Genomic DNA, 16628 nt, shown 5'->3' on the forward strand with positions numbered 1-16628 from the left:
TTGAACCAGGCCGAAATCGAAATCAGCTTGTTCTCCCGGCAATGCTTGGGCCATCGCCGCATCTCGAGCTTACCGTTGCTACGGCGGGAGTCGCGGGCTTGGAACCGAAGGGTCAACCACGATCAAGTGAAAATCAACTAGCAGTTCACCCGGAAAAAAGCACGGATCAAGTTCAAATACAAAAAGAACTCTTTCACGCGGTCAAAGACCTAGAGGGAGAACCATATGAGTATCACACATTCAGGGCACTCGGCCCCTTGACCTGTTGCTTTCCCAAAGGAATTGTGGCATACTCCCTGTTGGAAACCAAAAGGTCGACTCTATGAGTGAAAAACCGGATGTTCCGCAGGGAACTCTGGCGCTGATGGTCCTCAAGACCCTCGATGTGCTCGGTCCGCTGCACGGCTATGGGATCGCCCGGCGCATCGAACAGATCAGCGGAGATCTGCTGGCCGTGAACCAGGGTACCCTCTATCCCGTGCTGCTGAAGCTGGAGCATGAAGGCTCAATTACCTCCGAATGGGGCGTCTCGGAGAATAACCGCCGGGCGCGTTTTTACCGGCTGACGCGGGCAGGACTGAAGCAGTTGCGGGCTGAAACCCGCGACTGGGAGCAAACGGCAGCCATCATCGCGCGGTTCTTCGAGGTGAAGGCGGAGGATTTGTCGTGAGATTCCTGAGGCGGCTTCTGGTGCGTCTCGCAAACTTCGCGACGAGACGGCAAAATGATCAACGGTTACGGGAAGAGATAGAGGGGCATCTTGCCCTGCAAACCGTGGAGAATCTTCGCGCCGGCATGCTCCCGGCGGAGGCGCGCCGCCAGGCCGTGCTGAAGTTTGGCGCGGTGGAGGCGATTCGGGAAGAATATCACGCTGAGCTAGGGCTGCCGTTGATTGAAAATTTGCTGCAGGATTTGTGGTACGCGATGCGGGTATTTGCAAAGTCGCGGGGTTTCGCTGCCGTCGCGATTTTGACGATCGCCCTGGGCATCGGAGCGACGACGGCGATCTTCAGCATCGTGAATGCGGTGCTGCTGCGCTCTCTGCCTTACCCCGAGCCGGACCGTTTGGTAAAGATCTTCTTTAACAATCCAGGGACGGGGTTGCACGGGGTACGGTTCTCCGTCCCCGAAATGGACGATCTCAGAGATCGGGCGGGTGTATTCGATTACGTGAGTGCCGCGTGCCGCGGCAGCATCGATTTGACCGGCGGCGCGCAGCCAAAGCGTCTCGAGGTGCTCGCCGTCAGTTCCACCTACTTTTCACTGCTTGGCGCAACCCCCCAAATGGGAAGGTTGTTTAGTCGTCAGGACTTCACGGCCGGTTACGCGCCGGTCGTGGTCATCAGCGATAGCCTTTGGCGCCGCAACTTTGCCGCCGATCCCAATGTTCTCGGCCATGCCATCCACCTGGACAACGATCCGTACACCATTGTCGGCGTTCTTCCGCCGGGATTTCGGCATCCCGGGTTACCGCGCGCCCAGGACGTGGAGGTTTGGCAAACCTCAGGATTCAGCGCTGCTCCCGATCCCACGCCAACACGCAGGACCCGGCTTTTACCTCAGGCATACGGAAGGCTGAAACAGGGCGTGACGCTGGCGCAAGCTCAGGACCGGCTCACTGCCATGGCCCGCGAGTTGCGCCACGAATATGCGACGGACTATCCGCCCGAGGGCAAATGGACGGTCGAGATTCAGCCCCTGCAGGAAGCATTGGTGGGGAATATTCGGGCCGTGCTGCTGGTATTGCAGGGGGCGGTCATTCTGATCGTTCTCATTGTCTCGCTGAACATTGCCAATCTCCTTTTGGCGCGCGCGTCGGGCCGGCAACAGGAGATGGCGATGCGGTCTGCGCTGGGGGCGAGCCGAGGCCGCATCGTGCGTCAGATGCTGACTGAATCCCTTCTTCTGTCTTTTGTCGGCGGAGCCGCCGGCATCGCCTTGGCAGTTGCCGCCTTGAAATTCATGCTGCGCCTTATTCCGCCGAGTATTCCCCGGTTCAGTGAAGTAACAGTCGACTGGGCAGTGCTGGCGTTTGCTCTGCTGATCTCGCTTCTTACCGGCCTGTTGTTCGGACTTGCTCCCGCCATGCACTCCACGAGAACGGATCTCTCCATGGCAATTCGAGAGGGGGCTCGGGGCTCCGGCTACAGCCTCAAAACCGGTCGCTTGCGGGATGCTTTGATCGTGTCGGAACTGGCCATTGCGGTTGTTCTGATGGTCGGAGCCGGCCTGTTGCTGAGAACGCTTCGGGACTTGCTCAAAGAAGATCCAGGCTTTAATCCCACCCAAGTTGTCGCCGCCAGCGTCAATCTGCCGTATCCCACCGATCCGAAGACGGACCCGTATCTCACGATCGCCCAGCAAAGTACTTTCTACCGGGAGCTGCAGTGCCGCATGAATGCAATCCCGGGTGTGGAGCTGGCCGGATTCGTCTCGGATCTGCCTGCCGCCGGGAGTCCGTTCAACTTCGCGCTGGGTATCGAAGATCGTCCATTCAAACCCGGAGAGATATTGCGTGCCGAGCCCATCATCATCAGCCCCGGTTACTTTGAGGTGATGCAGGCCCCGCTCGTGCGGGGGCGGTATTTTACCGAAGACGATCAAGACGGCAAACGGCCGGTCGCGATCGTTGATGAATCCACCGCGCGCCGCTACTGGCCGGATCGCGATCCGCTGGGCCGCCGGCTGCGCGTCGGCCAGGATCCCACTTCGTCATGGCGGACGATAGTGGGGATTGTGAAGGACATCAAGCATGACGGGCTCGACGTCGATGGTGTCCCTCACATCTATGTCTCCATCTATCAGGAATTCGATGCGGTGCAGGGCGTCGTCTTCCGGGATTTCAGCGTCGTGTTGCGGACCTCTCTGCCGGCAAGCGTTCTCGATCCGCAGGTTCGCCGCCAGGTCCAGAGTATTGATCCGGGCTTACCTGTATACAACGTCACTTCCATGAACGAACTGCTCGACAGGTCGCTGGCTTCGCGCCGTTTCTCTGCCCGGCTTGTGGGCGGATTTGCCGTTCTGGCGCTTCTTCTGGCTTCCATTGGAATCTACGGCTTGCTGGCTTATATGGTTGGCCAACGGTCTCGCGAGATCGGTCTGCGAATGGCTTTGGGAGCCGGGCGAGCCGACATTCTCAAACTGATTCTCAAAAAGGGGATTGTCCTCGCCGGCGTCGGAGTCATTGCCGGCGTGATCCTTTCCGCATCGACTGCCTCGATGATGGCGAGTTTGCTCTATGGGGTTCGTCCCCACGATCCGGCCGTCTTTCTGATCGTGCCTCTGCTTTTCCTTGGCGTCGCCGCGCTGGCCAGCTACCTTCCAGCCCGGCGAGCAACGAAAGTAGACCCGATGCTTGCCCTTCGCGAGGGATGACCTCGCCGTGTTTAGGGCCCACTGATCAGGGCGTGATTTCGGTTACGCCCCGGATGTTTGGAAATCCACATTGTTTCGGGTTCAAACAAATTGAGGAGAGTCACTCGAATGAAACAGATAAGAATCTTCTTGCTGTTGGCAGTGCTCATCTTTACCCTGGCGGCCTCGTGGTACTCCGGGCTTGCCTATGCCCAGCGCGTCGATGCTCTCGGGCCGCAGGTGCGCAAGTACCTGAGTGTCAGCACCCCCAAAGTAATCCTTGAACACGTCCAAATCATCGATGGCACGGGGGCCGCGCCGAGCCCGGATCAGAACATCTACATCGCGGGCGGAAAGATAACCGCCATATCCGCGGGCGCGGACCAGGCCCCGAGCGACGGCACCACGATACTCAACCTGCGAGGTTACTCGGTCATGCCGGGCATCGTCGGCATGCACGATCATCTGTTCTATCTGGCGCGGCCAAATCTCGGAGCCGACGGGAGCTTCGACAGCCCGGCCCTTTTTGTACAGATGAGCTTCTCGGCGCCTCGGCTGTATCTGGCGAACGGCGTGACGACCGCGCGCACTGTAGGCAGTGTCGATCCTTATACGGATTTAAGACTCAAGCAGGCCATTGAAACGGGCAGCCTCCCTGGCCCGCATCTGGACGTCACCGGTCCCTATCTGGAAGGATCCAGCAACAATCCAAATCTCCAAATGCACCAGCTCAGCGGGCCAGAGGATGCACGTCAGACAGTGGCCTACTGGGCGGATCGTGGCGTGACCTCGTTCAAGGCCTACGCGCATATCACCCGGGAGGAATTGAGCGCCGCGGTCAAAGAGGCACACCAGCGCGGCCTGAAGGTTACGGGCCATTTGTGCTCGGTCACCTATGCGGAAGCAGCGGAGATCGGCATAGACAATCTCGAGCACGGATTCTTCGCGAATACCGACCTGGATCCCGACAAGAAACCCGACGCGTGCAGTGCGAGCGGGGGTGACTACACGCTCGAGCACATGACCCCCGGCAGCCCCGAGGCGGATCGGCTGATCGCAACGCTCATCCGTCATCAGGTCGCGATCACGTCAACACTGCCGGGTACCGCGTCATCCGTGCCGATCAATGCGTCGATGGACGGTCGTTCGCCCGTGCGGGCGGCGGTGTTGGAGGCCATGGCGCCCTCGATGCGCGAAGCGTATCTCTACAGTCGTAATCGTCCCAGATCGCCTCAGAGTAACGCAGCCGACCTGCTCCGCAGAGACACGGATCTGGAGCGCGCCTTCGTCGCCGCGGGCGGGCTACTGCTGGCGGGACCGGATCCGGTTGGCATCGGCGGTAACCTCCCAGGCTTTGGCGATCAGCGTGAGATCGAGTTGCTGGTAGACGCCGGGTTTCAACCGGTCCAAGCGATTCGAATCGCGACTTTGAACGGTGCGATCTTTCTCGGTCGCCAGGATCAGATCGGCTCGATTGCGGCTGGGAAAAACGCGGACCTCGTGGTGATGAAAGGTGATCCAGCCTCTCGTATCACGGATATCGAAAACGTCGAAATCGTCTTCAAGGACGGCGTCGGATACGACACCCAGAAGCTGCTCGATTCGGTGAAGGGCCGTTATGGGGAATATTAAGGGTTGCCTCCTGGGTTGGGACCTGCCTCCTAGGCCAGGTGTTTCCGGCGTGTCTCGTCCGCCTCCGAAATTCAGGCGCATGGCAACGCCGAGGATGCCTTTTAGCTTTTGTTCCGTCCTGCTTCACCGGGTTGTTTTTCAGAGGAGGATTGAGTCCGATGCGCAAACGGTTCACGCTGTTGGCGGTATTCTTTTTCACGCTGTTTTCAACAGGGCAGGCCCCCGCCCAGTCGCCCTCCGTCGTGACTCTAGTAAAAGCTGGCCGGCTGCTCGATCCCCGGACCGGGAATGTGCTTTCACCCGCAGCCGTGCTGATTGAAAACGGCAAGATCAAGGAAGTCGGTCCGCCTTCACGAGTGCAAGATCATGCGCCGGCGGGCGTCAAGATCATTGACTTGGGCAGCGCGACCCTGCTGCCCGGGCTGATTGACAGTCATACCCACCTGCTTCTCAACGTAGTGGTGCCGGCGGAAGCTGAGATGACTCGCTACACCTTTTTTCAACCGGGGCTATTGCTCGCAGTCGCCGCAAAGTCGCCCGCTGAACGGGTGTTGTTGGGCGCACAAATGGCGCGAGAGGACCTGGAGAGTGGTTTCACGACTGTGCGCAACGTCGGGCATTCCGGCATTGATGGCGATGCTGCGCTACGCGACGCGATCAATACAGGCCGTGTTCCCGGCCCGAGAATTCTGGCCGCCGGTCGTAAACTCACGCCGATGGGTGGTTACTTCCAGGCTCTCAATCCCGCTGTCGCCGAGTCAATCCTGCGACAGGAATTTCTGGAGGTAGCAAGCCCCGAGGAGGCACGGCGGGCTGTCGATGAGGATCTCTTCTACAATGTCGATCTTATCAAGGCTGTGGCCGACGATGACGGCGTTGGCATCACCGTGCCGGTAATGACGGCCATCGTCGAGGAGGCTCATCGGGCGCACAAGAGGGTTGCCGTCCACGCTCAGACCCAAATTGCCATCCAAACGGCGATCGATGGAGGCGCAGACTCCATCGAGCATGGCGATGCTGTGACCGACGAGCAACTTAACATGATGCGCGACAAGGGAATCTTCTTCGACATAACGCCCACCTTTTGGAGCGCTTTTCTTACAAACATTTTTGAGGCGAACATAGCCATGTCCCCCGAGTTGAAATCGAGGATGGCCGCCAGTAATGACCGAAGGCGGCCAAGAGTGGCCGATCTCATTCAGCGAATATTGAAGTCGGGAGTGAAGTTTGCGGCCGGATCAGACATGTGCTGGTTCTATCCAGGGAAAACGCGCGGCCAAGCCACGGCAACGATGTTTTCGGCCTTGCATGACGCCGGAATGGTGCCGCTCGACATCATTCGTGCGGTCACATCAAACGCCGCAGAAATGTTGGGCTGGCAGGACCGGGTTGGCGCTGTTGAGCCCGGGCGATTTGCTGATCTCATTGCCGTGGCTGGAGATCCGATCGCCGACATTACCGAGCTCGAGCGCGTTCGCTTCGTGATGAAAGATGGCCAATTAATCAGGAATGATCTTGCGCCGCATTAGTATTTATTGGGGTCGTATCTTTGTAAGAAAAGGGGTCAGCCTGCACATTCGACATCGAGAGAGCATGCGACCGAAAGCAATCCCCTCTTTTGGATCTTGCCCGGATTTGTCGATTGTCGCAGCCTGACCCCCCTTGTTCCATTACCAATCTCCTCAATCCGAAATCTGTCTTCCGCATTCCGAAATTCACAATCGATTTACTCGTACCTCAAGGCGACCATCGGATCGACGCACAGCGCCCGGCGGGCGGGAAGAATTAGGATCGTGCCAGGTCTCAGCGGGCTGTTGCTCAAACTGGAGAGCGCCGGGTGGTCCCGCACCTGCGGGGGGCCTACAACATAACCGCACGATTTTACGTTGTTAGCCGTCTGGGTGGACTGAGCCGGCGAGTTGATTTGAGCGACAGCCCGTCAGAATTCAACATGTCCAACGATTTTGTGAAGCAGCTTCAGGGCCCAGGCCAAGAAGTGCCATTACAACACCTGTTGATTTTTGAGATCTGGCACCATTGTCCCTGGCCTATTGTTTCACGAGAGCCCTTTGCCCTATGGGGGGTGGCTGGAACGGCGGGCAAAAAAAAAGTGAAAAAAAAACTTGCATCTAAGATGGTGTTATAGTTAACTATATCACTATACTAGGCGAATGGATCGATCGAAAAGATTCCTTGCGCCTCTCTCGTAAGGGCTATCTGGAAGACATGATGGATCTTGAGTGGAACAACAGTCAACCGATTTACCGTCAGCTTCGCGACCGGGTCGTCGCCATGATACTCGACGGGGTACTCAAAGAGGGCGATCCGCTGCCGTCGGTGCGCATTGTGGCGGCCGAATACCGGATCAATCCGCTCACGGTCTTGAAGGGCTATCAACAACTGGTCGACGAACAGCTGGTCGAGAGCAAACGAGGTCGCGGAATGTTCATTAATGCGGGCGCGCGCAATCTGCTGCTGCAGGGCGAACGCCAGAAGTTTCTTGCGGAACTATGGCCCAGGGTCTACGCCACCATTCAGCGGCTTGGCCTGACACCGGAGGAACTGCTCGAGGCTGGCGCCAGCCGCAATTCGAATTCGAAACCCAAAGAGGGGGAGACGAAGCCATGACAGTTGTAGAAGCACGCGGCCTCCGTAAAAGCTTTGGCCTAACCATCGCGCTGGACGGGATCGATTTGCGCGTCGAAGAGGGTCGCATCCTCGGACTCATCGGCCCCAACGGCGCGGGCAAGACCACCGCGCTCAACGCGGTTCTCGGCCTCACCCCCTATCAGGGAGAGCTGACGGTGCTGGGGCGCGATCCCTGGGTCGAGCGCGATCAGCTCATGCGCGACGTCTCGTTCATTGCCGATGTCGCCGTGCTGCCGCGCTGGGCGCGGGTTTCGCAGCTGCCCGACTACGTCGACGGCGTGCATCCGCGGTTCGATCGCGCCAAGGCGGAGGCCTTTCTGGCAAAGACCAACATCCGGCGCACCAGCAAGGTCCGGGAATTGTCGAAGGGCATGGTGACGCAGCTGCATCTCGCCCTGGTCATGGCCATTGACGCGAGACTGCTGGTGCTGGACGAACCGACGCTGGGGCTTGACATCCTGTACCGCAAGAGTTTCTACGACTCCCTGCTGAACGACTACTACGACCGCCGCCGCACCATCGTCGTGACGACGCATCAGGTGGAAGAGGTCCAGCACGTCCTCACCGATCTCATGTTCATCAACCGCGGCCGTATCGTACTCAGTTGCAGCATGGAGGAATTCGAGGCGCGCTATCTGGAAGTGATGGTCCATCCCGAGCAGGCTGCCGCGGCCCGGGCGCTCAAGCCGATGCACGAGCGCCAGTTGTTCGGCCGCAGCATCCTGCTGTTCGACCGTGTCGATCGTCAGCAACTCGCCGGCCTGGGCGAGGTGCGCACGCCCAGCATCGCGGACGTGTTTGTTGCCGTGATGGGCAATCAGGCCGGCGAGTCACAAGGAGCCACTACATGAATACTCAATCGAGCGCCGTGCCGGAGTCGCCCCTGGATCCGTCGAAAATCCCGCCCGCGGCCACGCGGGCGACTCGCCCCTTGTACTGGTCGGTGCGGCGCGAACTGTGGGAGTATCGTTCGATCTACATGGCGCCGCTGGCCGTCGCCGGGGTCGCCCTGTTCGGCTTCCTGATCGCGACAATCGGTCGCGCCATGGCGTCGCCCAGCCTGGCCCAGCGGCGGCAAGTCCTCGAAGAGCCCTACGCCTTCGCGACCGGTCTGATCATGGTGACCGCTTTTATCGTCAGCGTGTTCTACTCCCTCGACGCGCTGCACGGCGAGCGCCGCGATCGCAGCATCCTGTTCTGGAAGTCACTGCCGGTTTCCGATCTCACCACCGTGCTCGCGAAGGCCAGTATTCCGCTCGTCGTTCTGCCCTTGCTCAGCTTCGTGATCACCGTGGCCACGCAGCTGATCATGCTGCTGTTGAGCAGCATCGTCCTGCTGGGGAGCGGCCTGAGCGTCGCGACGCTTTGGACACAGGCGTCGTCGTTCCTGATGGCGCTGCTCTACCACCTGGTGACCGTGCATATGCTCTGGTATGCGCCCATCTATGGCTGGCTGCTGCTGGTCTCCGGCTGGGCACGGCGCGTGGCATTTCTCTGGGCTGGCTTACCGCTGCTCGCCATCTGCGCGGTCGAAAGGATTGCTTTTAACACGACCCATTTCGCCGCCCTGCTGAAGTACCGTCTCATGGGTCCTGAAGTCTTCCAGTTGCCAGGTCCAGGTAGACTCGCGATGGGCTCGATGACGCACTTCAGCCCGGAGAAATTCCTGAGCAGCCCCGGTCTGTGGATCGGGCTGGCAGTCGCCGCGATATTTCTCGCTGCCGCGGTCCGGCTGCGCCGCTATCGGGAGCCGATCTGATTCGCATCCGGTCTTCATTGAACGCCTCGCGTATGGAGAACGGAGTAGGAACACAGCGGTAATGTCTAATTCGATGTTTAGGAGGACCTATGGAACCCGTTGTTGGTCTTGACCCTTCACCCATGGAATGTGCTTCTTCCTCACTTACCATTCCGATTTGGCAGGACATCCTGGCCCAGGCAATGACCGGCGAATTACTCGCCGCGATGAACTACACCTCCTTATCGGAGATAGGTGACGATTTCACAGAAGCAGCCGATGCATTGGAGCATGCGGAGGGTGAACGGGGGCATGCTGCTGCGTTTGCTGCCGAGGGCCGCAAGATTGGAATAAACGTCGCCAACAACGTCGACGCCAAGCATTGGAAGCGGCTCCGCGACGCATTCCTGCGCTGCATCGCAGAGCGTGACTTTATAGGCTGCCTGATCGTCCAGGAGATCATGCTGGAATCATTCGCCGCCGCCAGCTATGCACGCGTCGGGAAGGTGGCGCCGGGAAGTCTTGGCAAAACCTTTGCCCGCATCGCCGCCGAGGAACATGAGCACATCGATCACGCTCTTGCGATTCTCAGAACGGAGCGCGCCCGCGACGCGCAGCGCTTCGACGAGAAGGTGTACCGGCTGCACCTTGAGGTGATGACCACCCTCGCGCAGATGCTGGCGAAGGAATGTAAGGATGGACATTGCGAAGTGTGCCATGCCAACTGTGTGAAGCCATCCCTGTTCGAAGTCAGTTTGTCTGCAGCCGAGCTTCGCGGAGCATCGCTCGAACAGTATCTAAAGACGCTGGACCGGCTGGGGATACCCGGGGAGGTAACCCTTGCATGGGTGACTCAGTTGCCGGTGTAGCGAAGCGGGGGCGGACGATGGAAGTCGATTTCGCGCTGGTCGGGCATCAGGAGAGTTGGAGAGCGGCGGCGGACGTGCTCGCTGTCCTGCGCGGACCGCAGCGTGCGCCTCTGCCGGACGATGAGATCAAGGACATCCTTCCGTGGATTCCGCCCAGGGCCGTCTGCCATGTCGACGTCGGATCGATCGCCGGCGCGAGGGCACGCGGCCTCTACATCGACTCTTTCATTCCTCCGGACCGTCTGGATGCCGCCTACGTCCACGAGAACATCGCCCGCGTCCGAGGCGCGGCGGCCTGCGCGATCAAGGCAGGAGCGAGGATCGTGAGTCTGGGCGGATTCAGCTCCATTCTGATCGAGGGCAACTTCGATCAGCTTCCGGAACGACACGATACCGTCTTCACGACAGGCAATACGTTGACCGTTGGTTTCATCGTTCAGGGCCTCAAGAAGATGTGCGCTCTGGAGGGCCGGGACCTCCGCAGATCAACGCTCCTCATTATTGGGGCAACCGGAGATGTGGGGTCCGGCTGTGCCCGATGTCTGGCGCCGATCGTGAATCGCGTGTTGCTCAGCGCACGCAACCTGGAGCGACTACGCCGGTTCGCGGCGGAGTTGCGAGCCGATGGAGTTCAGGTGGAGATCGCCACGGATCTCCAGCGATTCTCCGCAGAGGCCGACGTCGTGATCTGCGCGGCGAGTCTGGCGTCCCCTTCGCTTCTGTTGGGCCGGATCGCGCCCCACGCCATCGTTTGCGATGCGGGTTATCCGAAGAACTTGTCTCCAAGCGGGATGAGGCCTGGCGCCAAAGTTTTCTTTGGAGGTCTGGGACAGATCACCGGTGGAATGCGGTTCTCGCCGGATTTTCATGGAATTCTGAACCGGCATCCGTTCCCCGATGTGGTCCATGGATGTCTACTCGAAGGCATGGCTCTCGCTCTGGAGGGCCGCTTCGAACCCTTCTCTCAAGGGAGAGGGTCCATCACCCCCGAGCGGGTCGAGGAGATGGAGACAATCGCTCGACGGCATGGTATCTATCTCGCACCGCTTTATAACGCCGATGGACCCGTGGAGGACGGATTTCATTGCCGGACGGAAGGGTCGAGAGGATGAGTTCCGGCATTCCTTGCCGCAGCAGCGGTGTGGCGATGCCGCCAGGTAGAGAATCAACGCTATCTTCTAATTCTGTCCCGGAAGCATTTACGAGGAGAAGTTACACGAGAGTCTGGGAGGAACAAGCATGGGCGCATCCGGAATGATGGAACGGTTTGCAGACGAGTCGCCGCGTCTCAAGGCCAGGATTACCGGTGCCTTTTATCTCCTCACCATACTGACGGGGGTATTCGCCCAGATGTTCGTGAGCGGCCGGCTTGTTGTTGACGGCGATGCCGCGGCGACGGCGGCCAACCTACTGGCGCACGAGCGCTTGTTTCAGTTGGGTTTCGCCGTCTACCTCATCGAAATGGCGTGCCAAATTGCCATCACAGCACTCTTCTATGACTTGCTTAAGCCGGCGGGCAGGAGCGTCTCTTTGCTTGCCGCATTCTTGGGGCTCGCCGGTTGCATCATCAAGACTTTTAGCCGCGTCTTTTTTATCGCCCCCTTGTTCGTCTTGGGAGGCGCGCATTACTTGACTGTATTTAGCCAGGAACAACTGCAGGCGCTGGCGCTCCTCTTTCTCAAGGTGAATGACCGGGGCGCCGCGATCGCCTTGGTATTTTTCGGATTCTATGCACTCCTGACGGGCTACCTCATTGTCAGGTCCACCTTCCTGCCTCGAATCCTGGGAGTGATGGGAATATCGGGAGGTTTGGGTTGGCTGACCTTCCTGTATCTGCCACTCGGATACCGTCTATTCCCCTGCGTGGCCGTCCTCGGCCTCATCGGGGCAGCAGCGCTGATCCTGTGGCTCCTCGTGGCCGGCGTGAACGTTCAACGATGGAAGGAGCAGGCCGGTCGGCGGGGGGATGGCGATCGTAGCACCCCATGCACCCTTTGATTGAGTCGCTCGCTAAGGAGGCAAAGAGTATGAGCAAAGCCACCCACCCTTTCGCGAACTTCCTCTCGCCCGCATTCGCCATCGAGGAGGACGTATGACTCCTACCTGTTCCTGCGTGCCCGGAGCATCCCCGTCCCGCTGGCCTGGCTGGGGGTACTCGCATCGAGCCTGCTCGTCATCGTCCTTCCCCTGCAGCTTGCGGGATTCATCGGAGGCCCGGTGACGACTTACATTGGGTTACCCATACTTGTGTTCGAACTGACGCTCGGGCTTTGGCTGCTCATCAAGGGAGTCGCCGCGCAACCGATTGCAACTTAAACCTGGGTGTTATACCGCTGGCGTTCTTAAGTGCATTGTGCGCCATTATAGAAAACCTTAAGGAGCAAAATGTATGGAAATGAACTTGAGTCCCCTCAAAAAGACTGCAAGATTTGCCGGCCTACTGTACCTCATTTGGATAATAACGGGCGTCTATGGCATGTTCTATGTACCATCAAAGATTATGGTCCGGGGAGATGCAGTTGCCACCGCTAATAACATCCTTGCTCATGAATTCTTATTTCGAACGTCCATCATTAATGATCTTATCAGCAACATCATTTGGGTGTTTTTGGTATTGGTTCTGTATCGATTGTTCAAACAGGTAAACGAGCGTCAGGTCAAACTTCTGGTTGCATTTGTGATTGTGCAAATTCCAACCGTTTTTATTATGGAGGCATTCAATATTACTTCACTTATGATTCTTAAAGGCGAAATATTGAAAACATTCGAACTTACTCAGAGACAAGATTTGGCTATGCTCTTTCTTAAAATTAACGATTACGGAGTCCTGGCATTAGAAATATTCTGGGGCCTTTGGCTTTTCCCCCTGGCGATCCTGGTTTACACGTCGCGCTTCCTACCCCGTTTCCTGGGTGTGTGGCTGATCATCAACGGCTTCGCCTGTCTGGCCATGGGCTTTACGGGCTTAGTGTTGCCGCAATACCATGATGTGGTCTATCGTATCGCCTTCCCCGCTCTCTTCGGAGAGATGGCGCTGATGCTGTGGCTCCTGATCATGGGCGCAAAGCCGCAGCCGTTGGCCGCCGCAGCCTCCTGATCTATAGCGCTACTTTATCGGCCCTTCGTGACCCATTGCTCTGGATAAAGAGGTGAGTAGGAGCACAGCCGTAATGACCGACCAGTTGCAGCTGGCTCAACATACCGCTGCCAAAGTTGTCGGCTTCCTTATACCTGTTTAAGGCTGACTAGCAAAATATTCCCTTTAATCCCTTTCGAAGGAGTGAATTATGAGATCTGCAAAGAGCGTCGGCCGGATTATCGGCATGCTGTTGTTCGTGCAGTTAGCGGGACTCATTGTGCCCTTCGTGTTGTTACATCCTCTGACCATGGGATCTCGGTATTTCCTTGCCAATGCGGCGGCGAGCTCTTTTCAGATCAAGGTGGCTGTGTTTCTCTTGTTCGCAAATTGCGCGCTTACAATCGGCATGGCCATCGTGGCATATCCGGTCTTTCGCCAATATAGCGCTCAAATGGCGCTCTTGCTCGTGGCCGTAGGCGTGATCATGTTTTCGTTGCAAGCGGTCGATAATGCCCACGTGCTGTCCATACTGTCTTTAAGTCAGCAATACGCCCAGGCCGGCGGCCCGGATGAGCTTTTCCAAACGCTGGCGATGGTGGTCGGCTCGACAAGGAGGTGGGCACATTACTCAGAGCTGCTTGTTATCGATTGTTGGATCTTCGTGTTTTACAGCATCCTGTACCGCTTCGCCCCAGTGCCGCGCGTGTTGGCCGCTTTTGGACTGATCACAGTCATGCTTCACTTCACAGGGATCACGTTACCGTTGTTCCTGGGTTATCGGAGCGTGACGCTGATGGGCGCGACCATGGCCCTGAGCCACATAGCTCTAGCGTTGTGGCTGATAGTCAAGGGATTCGAAGAACGCCTTCCAAGTCGGGTGCCGAGCTAAGCTTCAAATAAAATACCGCACCGATCCTGACCGGTTTTTAGCTTCTGAATAAGAGAGTAATTAAGGATTGGAACGAAACGAATATGAGCGCAGCCAAAACCATGAATCCAGATGGAAAAGGGTCGCCGCGATTCAAGGCCGGGATGCCCGGTGTCCTCTCTTTGCTCAGCGTCCTGACTGCTACTTTCTTCGGTAGACCACCTTGCCGTCAGGCCGGAGACGCTCTTTCAGCAACCCCTTTTCGACGAGTGTTTTCAGGGTTTCGTCCAGTGTGCCTCCGGATCCGGCGTCGAGCCACTGCGAAATGCCTTCAAGGGTATCCTCAGCATCCGGATTTCTACTGAGATAGCTCAGAATTTCACTCGCGATTCTGTCTGTTGAGTCGACCTTATTGTATCGCGGCATGAATGTCGTCCACCGAACGGCTAGTGATTCAACTGGGAAGGGTTCGTGTCAGGAATGATTCGTATCGGGTCTCTGCAAACGTGAAATGGTTTCTCGTCATAGTCAACGCAGCAACTCTTCCTGACCAATTGCCATACGCAGAGATCTGACACTCGATCTTCTCACTTTGGAAGATAACAAGAAACAATGAAGCGAATGGAGGATAACATGGTGAAGTCTTTGAGGTACTGCTTCCTTTTTGCCGTTGCAGGCTGCCTGCTCCTGGCGAAGCCCATGATGGCAGAAGAAGGAATCAAAGGCAATCTGGTCACGGTTGAATGGCTGGAGAAAAATCTTAAGAACCCCGATGTTCTGATACTCGACGCGTCACCTCAGAGCTACGCGGCACAACACATTCCCGGCGCAGTAAGCGCCAACGTATTCGAGCTATTCAGCTATGGTGTCGGGGGAGCGCCGATCCCGGAGACGGAAAGGCTCTTCCAGTCCTGGGGAGTCAGTTCCGGGAAAAAAATAGTCATGTACGATCCGGGCGGCACCATGCTGGCCACCCGCCTCTTTTTCGACCTCTACTATCACGGCTTCCCCGCAAAGAACCTTTTCATCCTGGACGGCGGATTGTTCAAGTGGCAAAAGGAAGGTTTGCCGGTAACGAAGGACCTTTCGCCGGCCCCGAAGAACGGCACTTTCAAAATCGAGAAGCTAAACGAAGATGTGGAAGTCGAACTCCCAGAATTCCTTACTGGATCCGGGGACACCGCCAACCATGCTTTAGTGGAAGCACTTGAGCCCGGATGGCATTTTGGAGAAATTCATCCTTTCAACAAGGCCGGCCATATCCCGAATGGCATCCTGGCGCCAACCACCGACTTTTTTAATCCCGACAAGACCTTCAAATCAGCAGAGGAAATAAAGAGAATGCTGAGTTATTTGGGCATCAGGCCTGAACAGCAGATCTACACCTATTGCGGGGGCGGGGTCGCCGCCAGCGTGCCGTTTTTCGCCGCTAAGTTCATAGCGAATTATCCCAGAGTGAAACTTTTCCCGGCGTCCGAGATGGGATGGGTGTCCGATGAAAGAGACCTCCCTTACTGGACATTCGATGCCCCGTTCCTGATGCGGGAAACAAGCTGGTTGCAGTTCTGGGGCGGCCGGATGCTCAGGATGTACGTGGCCCCACGCATCAGCATTGTGGATGTGCGGCCCGCAGACGCCTTCAATCAGGGACACGTGCCTTTCGCGCTGAACATCCCTGCCGAGGTGTTCAAAAGCAATATCACCAATCCCGGCAAGCTGGCTGAAATTCTGGGTCCGGCCGGCATCGATGCGTCTCACGAAGCCGTTGTATTTTCAGGCGCAGGGTTGACCAAGGACTCAGCCCTGGCGTTCGTCATGCTGGAAAAACTGGGACAGAAAAAAGTATCTGTCTTCATGGACTCCCTGGATAAAGTTGCACAGCCTGGGTACTCCCTGACAAAGGATGCAACTGTTGTTGGTCCCAAGAAGGGCCCACAAGACTTATCCATACCTCCCACAACTTATCCCGGGAATTTCCAGAAGGAGGTGATCGTTGCAGACCCGAGGATCACCCGGGGAGTCTATTCCAAGGTATTTATTGCTTCGGGCAAGAATGTGCCTGCAAAAGCTCAGGACGGCAAAGTTGTTCATGTCCCGTTCACTGATCTCCTGAATGCCGACGGCACGCCCAAAGCCGCGAAAGATATCTGGAACATCCTGGCCAAGGCCGGGGTTCCGAGATATGCGGAGCTTGTTTGCTTCTCCGATGATCCCGGTGAAGCGGCAGCCAACTATTTTATCCTCAAGCTGATGGGCTACCCTGATGTGAAGGTGTTGGTGATGTAACGGTTATTGACCCTCTTGTCCACATGAGCCGAGCTAATGGCGTGGAGGAACGACCTCGAGCAACGGGGATGGTCTGAATTGCGTGTTCTCAACTTAGCAGAGCCCGAGCCATGCCACCATGAAGGCGATGTGTGCTCCCCGGGACGGCTGTCC

16 protein-coding genes are annotated in these 16628 nt (G+C 57.4%); 15 read left to right on the plus strand and 1 reads right to left on the minus strand.

Going from position 1 to position 16628, the window contains the following annotated elements; translation table 11 throughout:
* Positions 1-322 precede the first annotated feature (322 nt).
* From LAO21_10925 to LAO21_10990, 14 genes are all read left to right on the plus strand, one after another.
* Positions 323-670: a PadR family transcriptional regulator gene (locus tag LAO21_10925; protein MBZ5553223.1), complete on the plus strand. Its 348-nt coding sequence runs from the start codon at positions 323-325 to the stop codon at positions 668-670.
* Positions 667-3375: an ABC transporter permease gene (locus LAO21_10930; GenBank protein MBZ5553224.1), complete on the plus strand. Its 2709-nt coding sequence runs from the start codon at positions 667-669 to the stop codon at positions 3373-3375. Before LAO21_10925 ends, LAO21_10930 begins: the two co-directional genes overlap by 4 nt.
* Positions 3376-3483: 108 nt before the next feature.
* Positions 3484-4986 (plus strand): amidohydrolase family protein, encoded by a 1503-nt coding sequence (locus LAO21_10935; protein ID MBZ5553225.1) that lies wholly within the window; start codon positions 3484-3486, stop codon positions 4984-4986.
* Between the two features lie 158 nt (positions 4987-5144).
* Positions 5145-6515: an amidohydrolase family protein gene (locus LAO21_10940; GenBank protein ID MBZ5553226.1), complete on the plus strand. Its 1371-nt coding sequence runs from the start codon at positions 5145-5147 to the stop codon at positions 6513-6515.
* Positions 6516-6937: 422 nt separating this feature from the next.
* Positions 6938-7132 carry a hypothetical protein gene (locus tag LAO21_10945; protein MBZ5553227.1) on the plus strand — a complete coding sequence of 65 codons (195 nt, stop codon included), beginning with the start codon at positions 6938-6940 and terminating at the stop codon, positions 7130-7132.
* An 83-nt stretch (positions 7133-7215) separates the two neighbouring features.
* Positions 7216-7614 carry a GntR family transcriptional regulator gene (locus LAO21_10950; protein ID MBZ5553228.1) on the plus strand — a complete coding sequence of 133 codons (399 nt, stop codon included), beginning with the start codon at positions 7216-7218 and terminating at the stop codon, positions 7612-7614.
* On the plus strand, positions 7611-8486 hold the full coding sequence (locus tag LAO21_10955; GenBank protein MBZ5553229.1) for an ABC transporter ATP-binding protein: 876 nt from the start codon (positions 7611-7613) through the stop codon (positions 8484-8486). Before LAO21_10950 ends, LAO21_10955 begins: the two co-directional genes overlap by 4 nt.
* Positions 8483-9394 carry an ABC transporter permease gene (locus tag LAO21_10960; GenBank protein MBZ5553230.1) on the plus strand — a complete coding sequence of 304 codons (912 nt, stop codon included), beginning with the start codon at positions 8483-8485 and terminating at the stop codon, positions 9392-9394. Before LAO21_10955 ends, LAO21_10960 begins: the two co-directional genes overlap by 4 nt.
* Before the next feature lie 89 nt (positions 9395-9483).
* A complete protein-coding gene (locus LAO21_10965) occupies positions 9484-10242 on the plus strand; it encodes a long-chain fatty aldehyde decarbonylase (GenBank protein MBZ5553231.1) in 759 nt (252 codons plus the stop codon).
* Positions 10218-11354, plus strand: a complete 1137-nt coding sequence (locus LAO21_10970) for a hypothetical protein (protein ID MBZ5553232.1) — start codon at positions 10218-10220, stop codon at positions 11352-11354. Before LAO21_10965 ends, LAO21_10970 begins: the two co-directional genes overlap by 25 nt.
* Before the next feature lie 127 nt (positions 11355-11481).
* Positions 11482-12240: a DUF4386 domain-containing protein gene (locus LAO21_10975; GenBank protein ID MBZ5553233.1), complete on the plus strand. Its 759-nt coding sequence runs from the start codon at positions 11482-11484 to the stop codon at positions 12238-12240.
* A 105-nt stretch (positions 12241-12345) separates the two neighbouring features.
* Positions 12346-12558: a DUF4386 domain-containing protein gene (locus LAO21_10980; protein MBZ5553234.1), complete on the plus strand. Its 213-nt coding sequence runs from the start codon at positions 12346-12348 to the stop codon at positions 12556-12558.
* A gap of 73 nt (positions 12559-12631) precedes the next feature.
* Positions 12632-13339: a DUF4386 domain-containing protein gene (locus tag LAO21_10985; GenBank protein ID MBZ5553235.1), complete on the plus strand. Its 708-nt coding sequence runs from the start codon at positions 12632-12634 to the stop codon at positions 13337-13339.
* A 190-nt stretch (positions 13340-13529) separates the two neighbouring features.
* Positions 13530-14210 carry a DUF4386 domain-containing protein gene (locus LAO21_10990; GenBank protein ID MBZ5553236.1) on the plus strand — a complete coding sequence of 227 codons (681 nt, stop codon included), beginning with the start codon at positions 13530-13532 and terminating at the stop codon, positions 14208-14210.
* Between the two features lie 180 nt (positions 14211-14390).
* Here the strand turns inward: LAO21_10990 and LAO21_10995 are convergent, their stop codons facing one another.
* On the minus strand, positions 14391-14615 hold the full coding sequence (locus LAO21_10995) for a hypothetical protein (GenBank protein ID MBZ5553237.1): 225 nt from the start codon (positions 14613-14615) through the stop codon (positions 14391-14393).
* A gap of 207 nt (positions 14616-14822) precedes the next feature.
* Between LAO21_10995 and LAO21_11000 the strand changes: the two genes are divergently transcribed.
* Positions 14823-16475 (plus strand): hypothetical protein, encoded by a 1653-nt coding sequence (locus LAO21_11000; protein ID MBZ5553238.1) that lies wholly within the window; start codon positions 14823-14825, stop codon positions 16473-16475.
* Positions 16476-16628 lie beyond the last annotated feature (153 nt).

The sequence above is a fragment of the Terriglobia bacterium genome (assembly GCA_020073085.1).
GTDB lineage: Bacteria > Acidobacteriota > Terriglobia > JAIQFV01 > JAIQFV01 > JAIQFV01.

Coding starts and splice junctions, on each gene's coding strand:
- LAO21_10925 (MBZ5553223.1), top strand. CDS start 323: ATGAGTGAAAAACCGGATGTTCCGCAGGGAACTCTGGCGCTGATGGTC.
- LAO21_10935 (MBZ5553225.1), top strand. CDS start 3,484: ATGAAACAGATAAGAATCTTCTTGCTGTTGGCAGTGCTCATCTTTACC.
- LAO21_10940 (MBZ5553226.1), top strand. CDS start 5,145: ATGCGCAAACGGTTCACGCTGTTGGCGGTATTCTTTTTCACGCTGTTT.
- LAO21_10945 (MBZ5553227.1), top strand. CDS start 6,938: ATGTCCAACGATTTTGTGAAGCAGCTTCAGGGCCCAGGCCAAGAAGTG.
- LAO21_10950 (MBZ5553228.1), top strand. CDS start 7,216: ATGGATCTTGAGTGGAACAACAGTCAACCGATTTACCGTCAGCTTCGC.
- LAO21_10955 (MBZ5553229.1), top strand. CDS start 7,611: ATGACAGTTGTAGAAGCACGCGGCCTCCGTAAAAGCTTTGGCCTAACC.
- LAO21_10960 (MBZ5553230.1), top strand. CDS start 8,483: ATGAATACTCAATCGAGCGCCGTGCCGGAGTCGCCCCTGGATCCGTCG.
- LAO21_10965 (MBZ5553231.1), top strand. CDS start 9,484: ATGGAACCCGTTGTTGGTCTTGACCCTTCACCCATGGAATGTGCTTCT.
- LAO21_10970 (MBZ5553232.1), top strand. CDS start 10,218: ATGGGTGACTCAGTTGCCGGTGTAGCGAAGCGGGGGCGGACGATGGAA.
- LAO21_10975 (MBZ5553233.1), top strand. CDS start 11,482: ATGGGCGCATCCGGAATGATGGAACGGTTTGCAGACGAGTCGCCGCGT.
- LAO21_10985 (MBZ5553235.1), top strand. CDS start 12,632: ATGGAAATGAACTTGAGTCCCCTCAAAAAGACTGCAAGATTTGCCGGC.
- LAO21_10990 (MBZ5553236.1), top strand. CDS start 13,530: ATGAGATCTGCAAAGAGCGTCGGCCGGATTATCGGCATGCTGTTGTTC.
- LAO21_10995 (MBZ5553237.1), bottom strand. CDS start 14,615: ATGCCGCGATACAATAAGGTCGACTCAACAGACAGAATCGCGAGTGAA.
- LAO21_11000 (MBZ5553238.1), top strand. CDS start 14,823: ATGGTGAAGTCTTTGAGGTACTGCTTCCTTTTTGCCGTTGCAGGCTGC.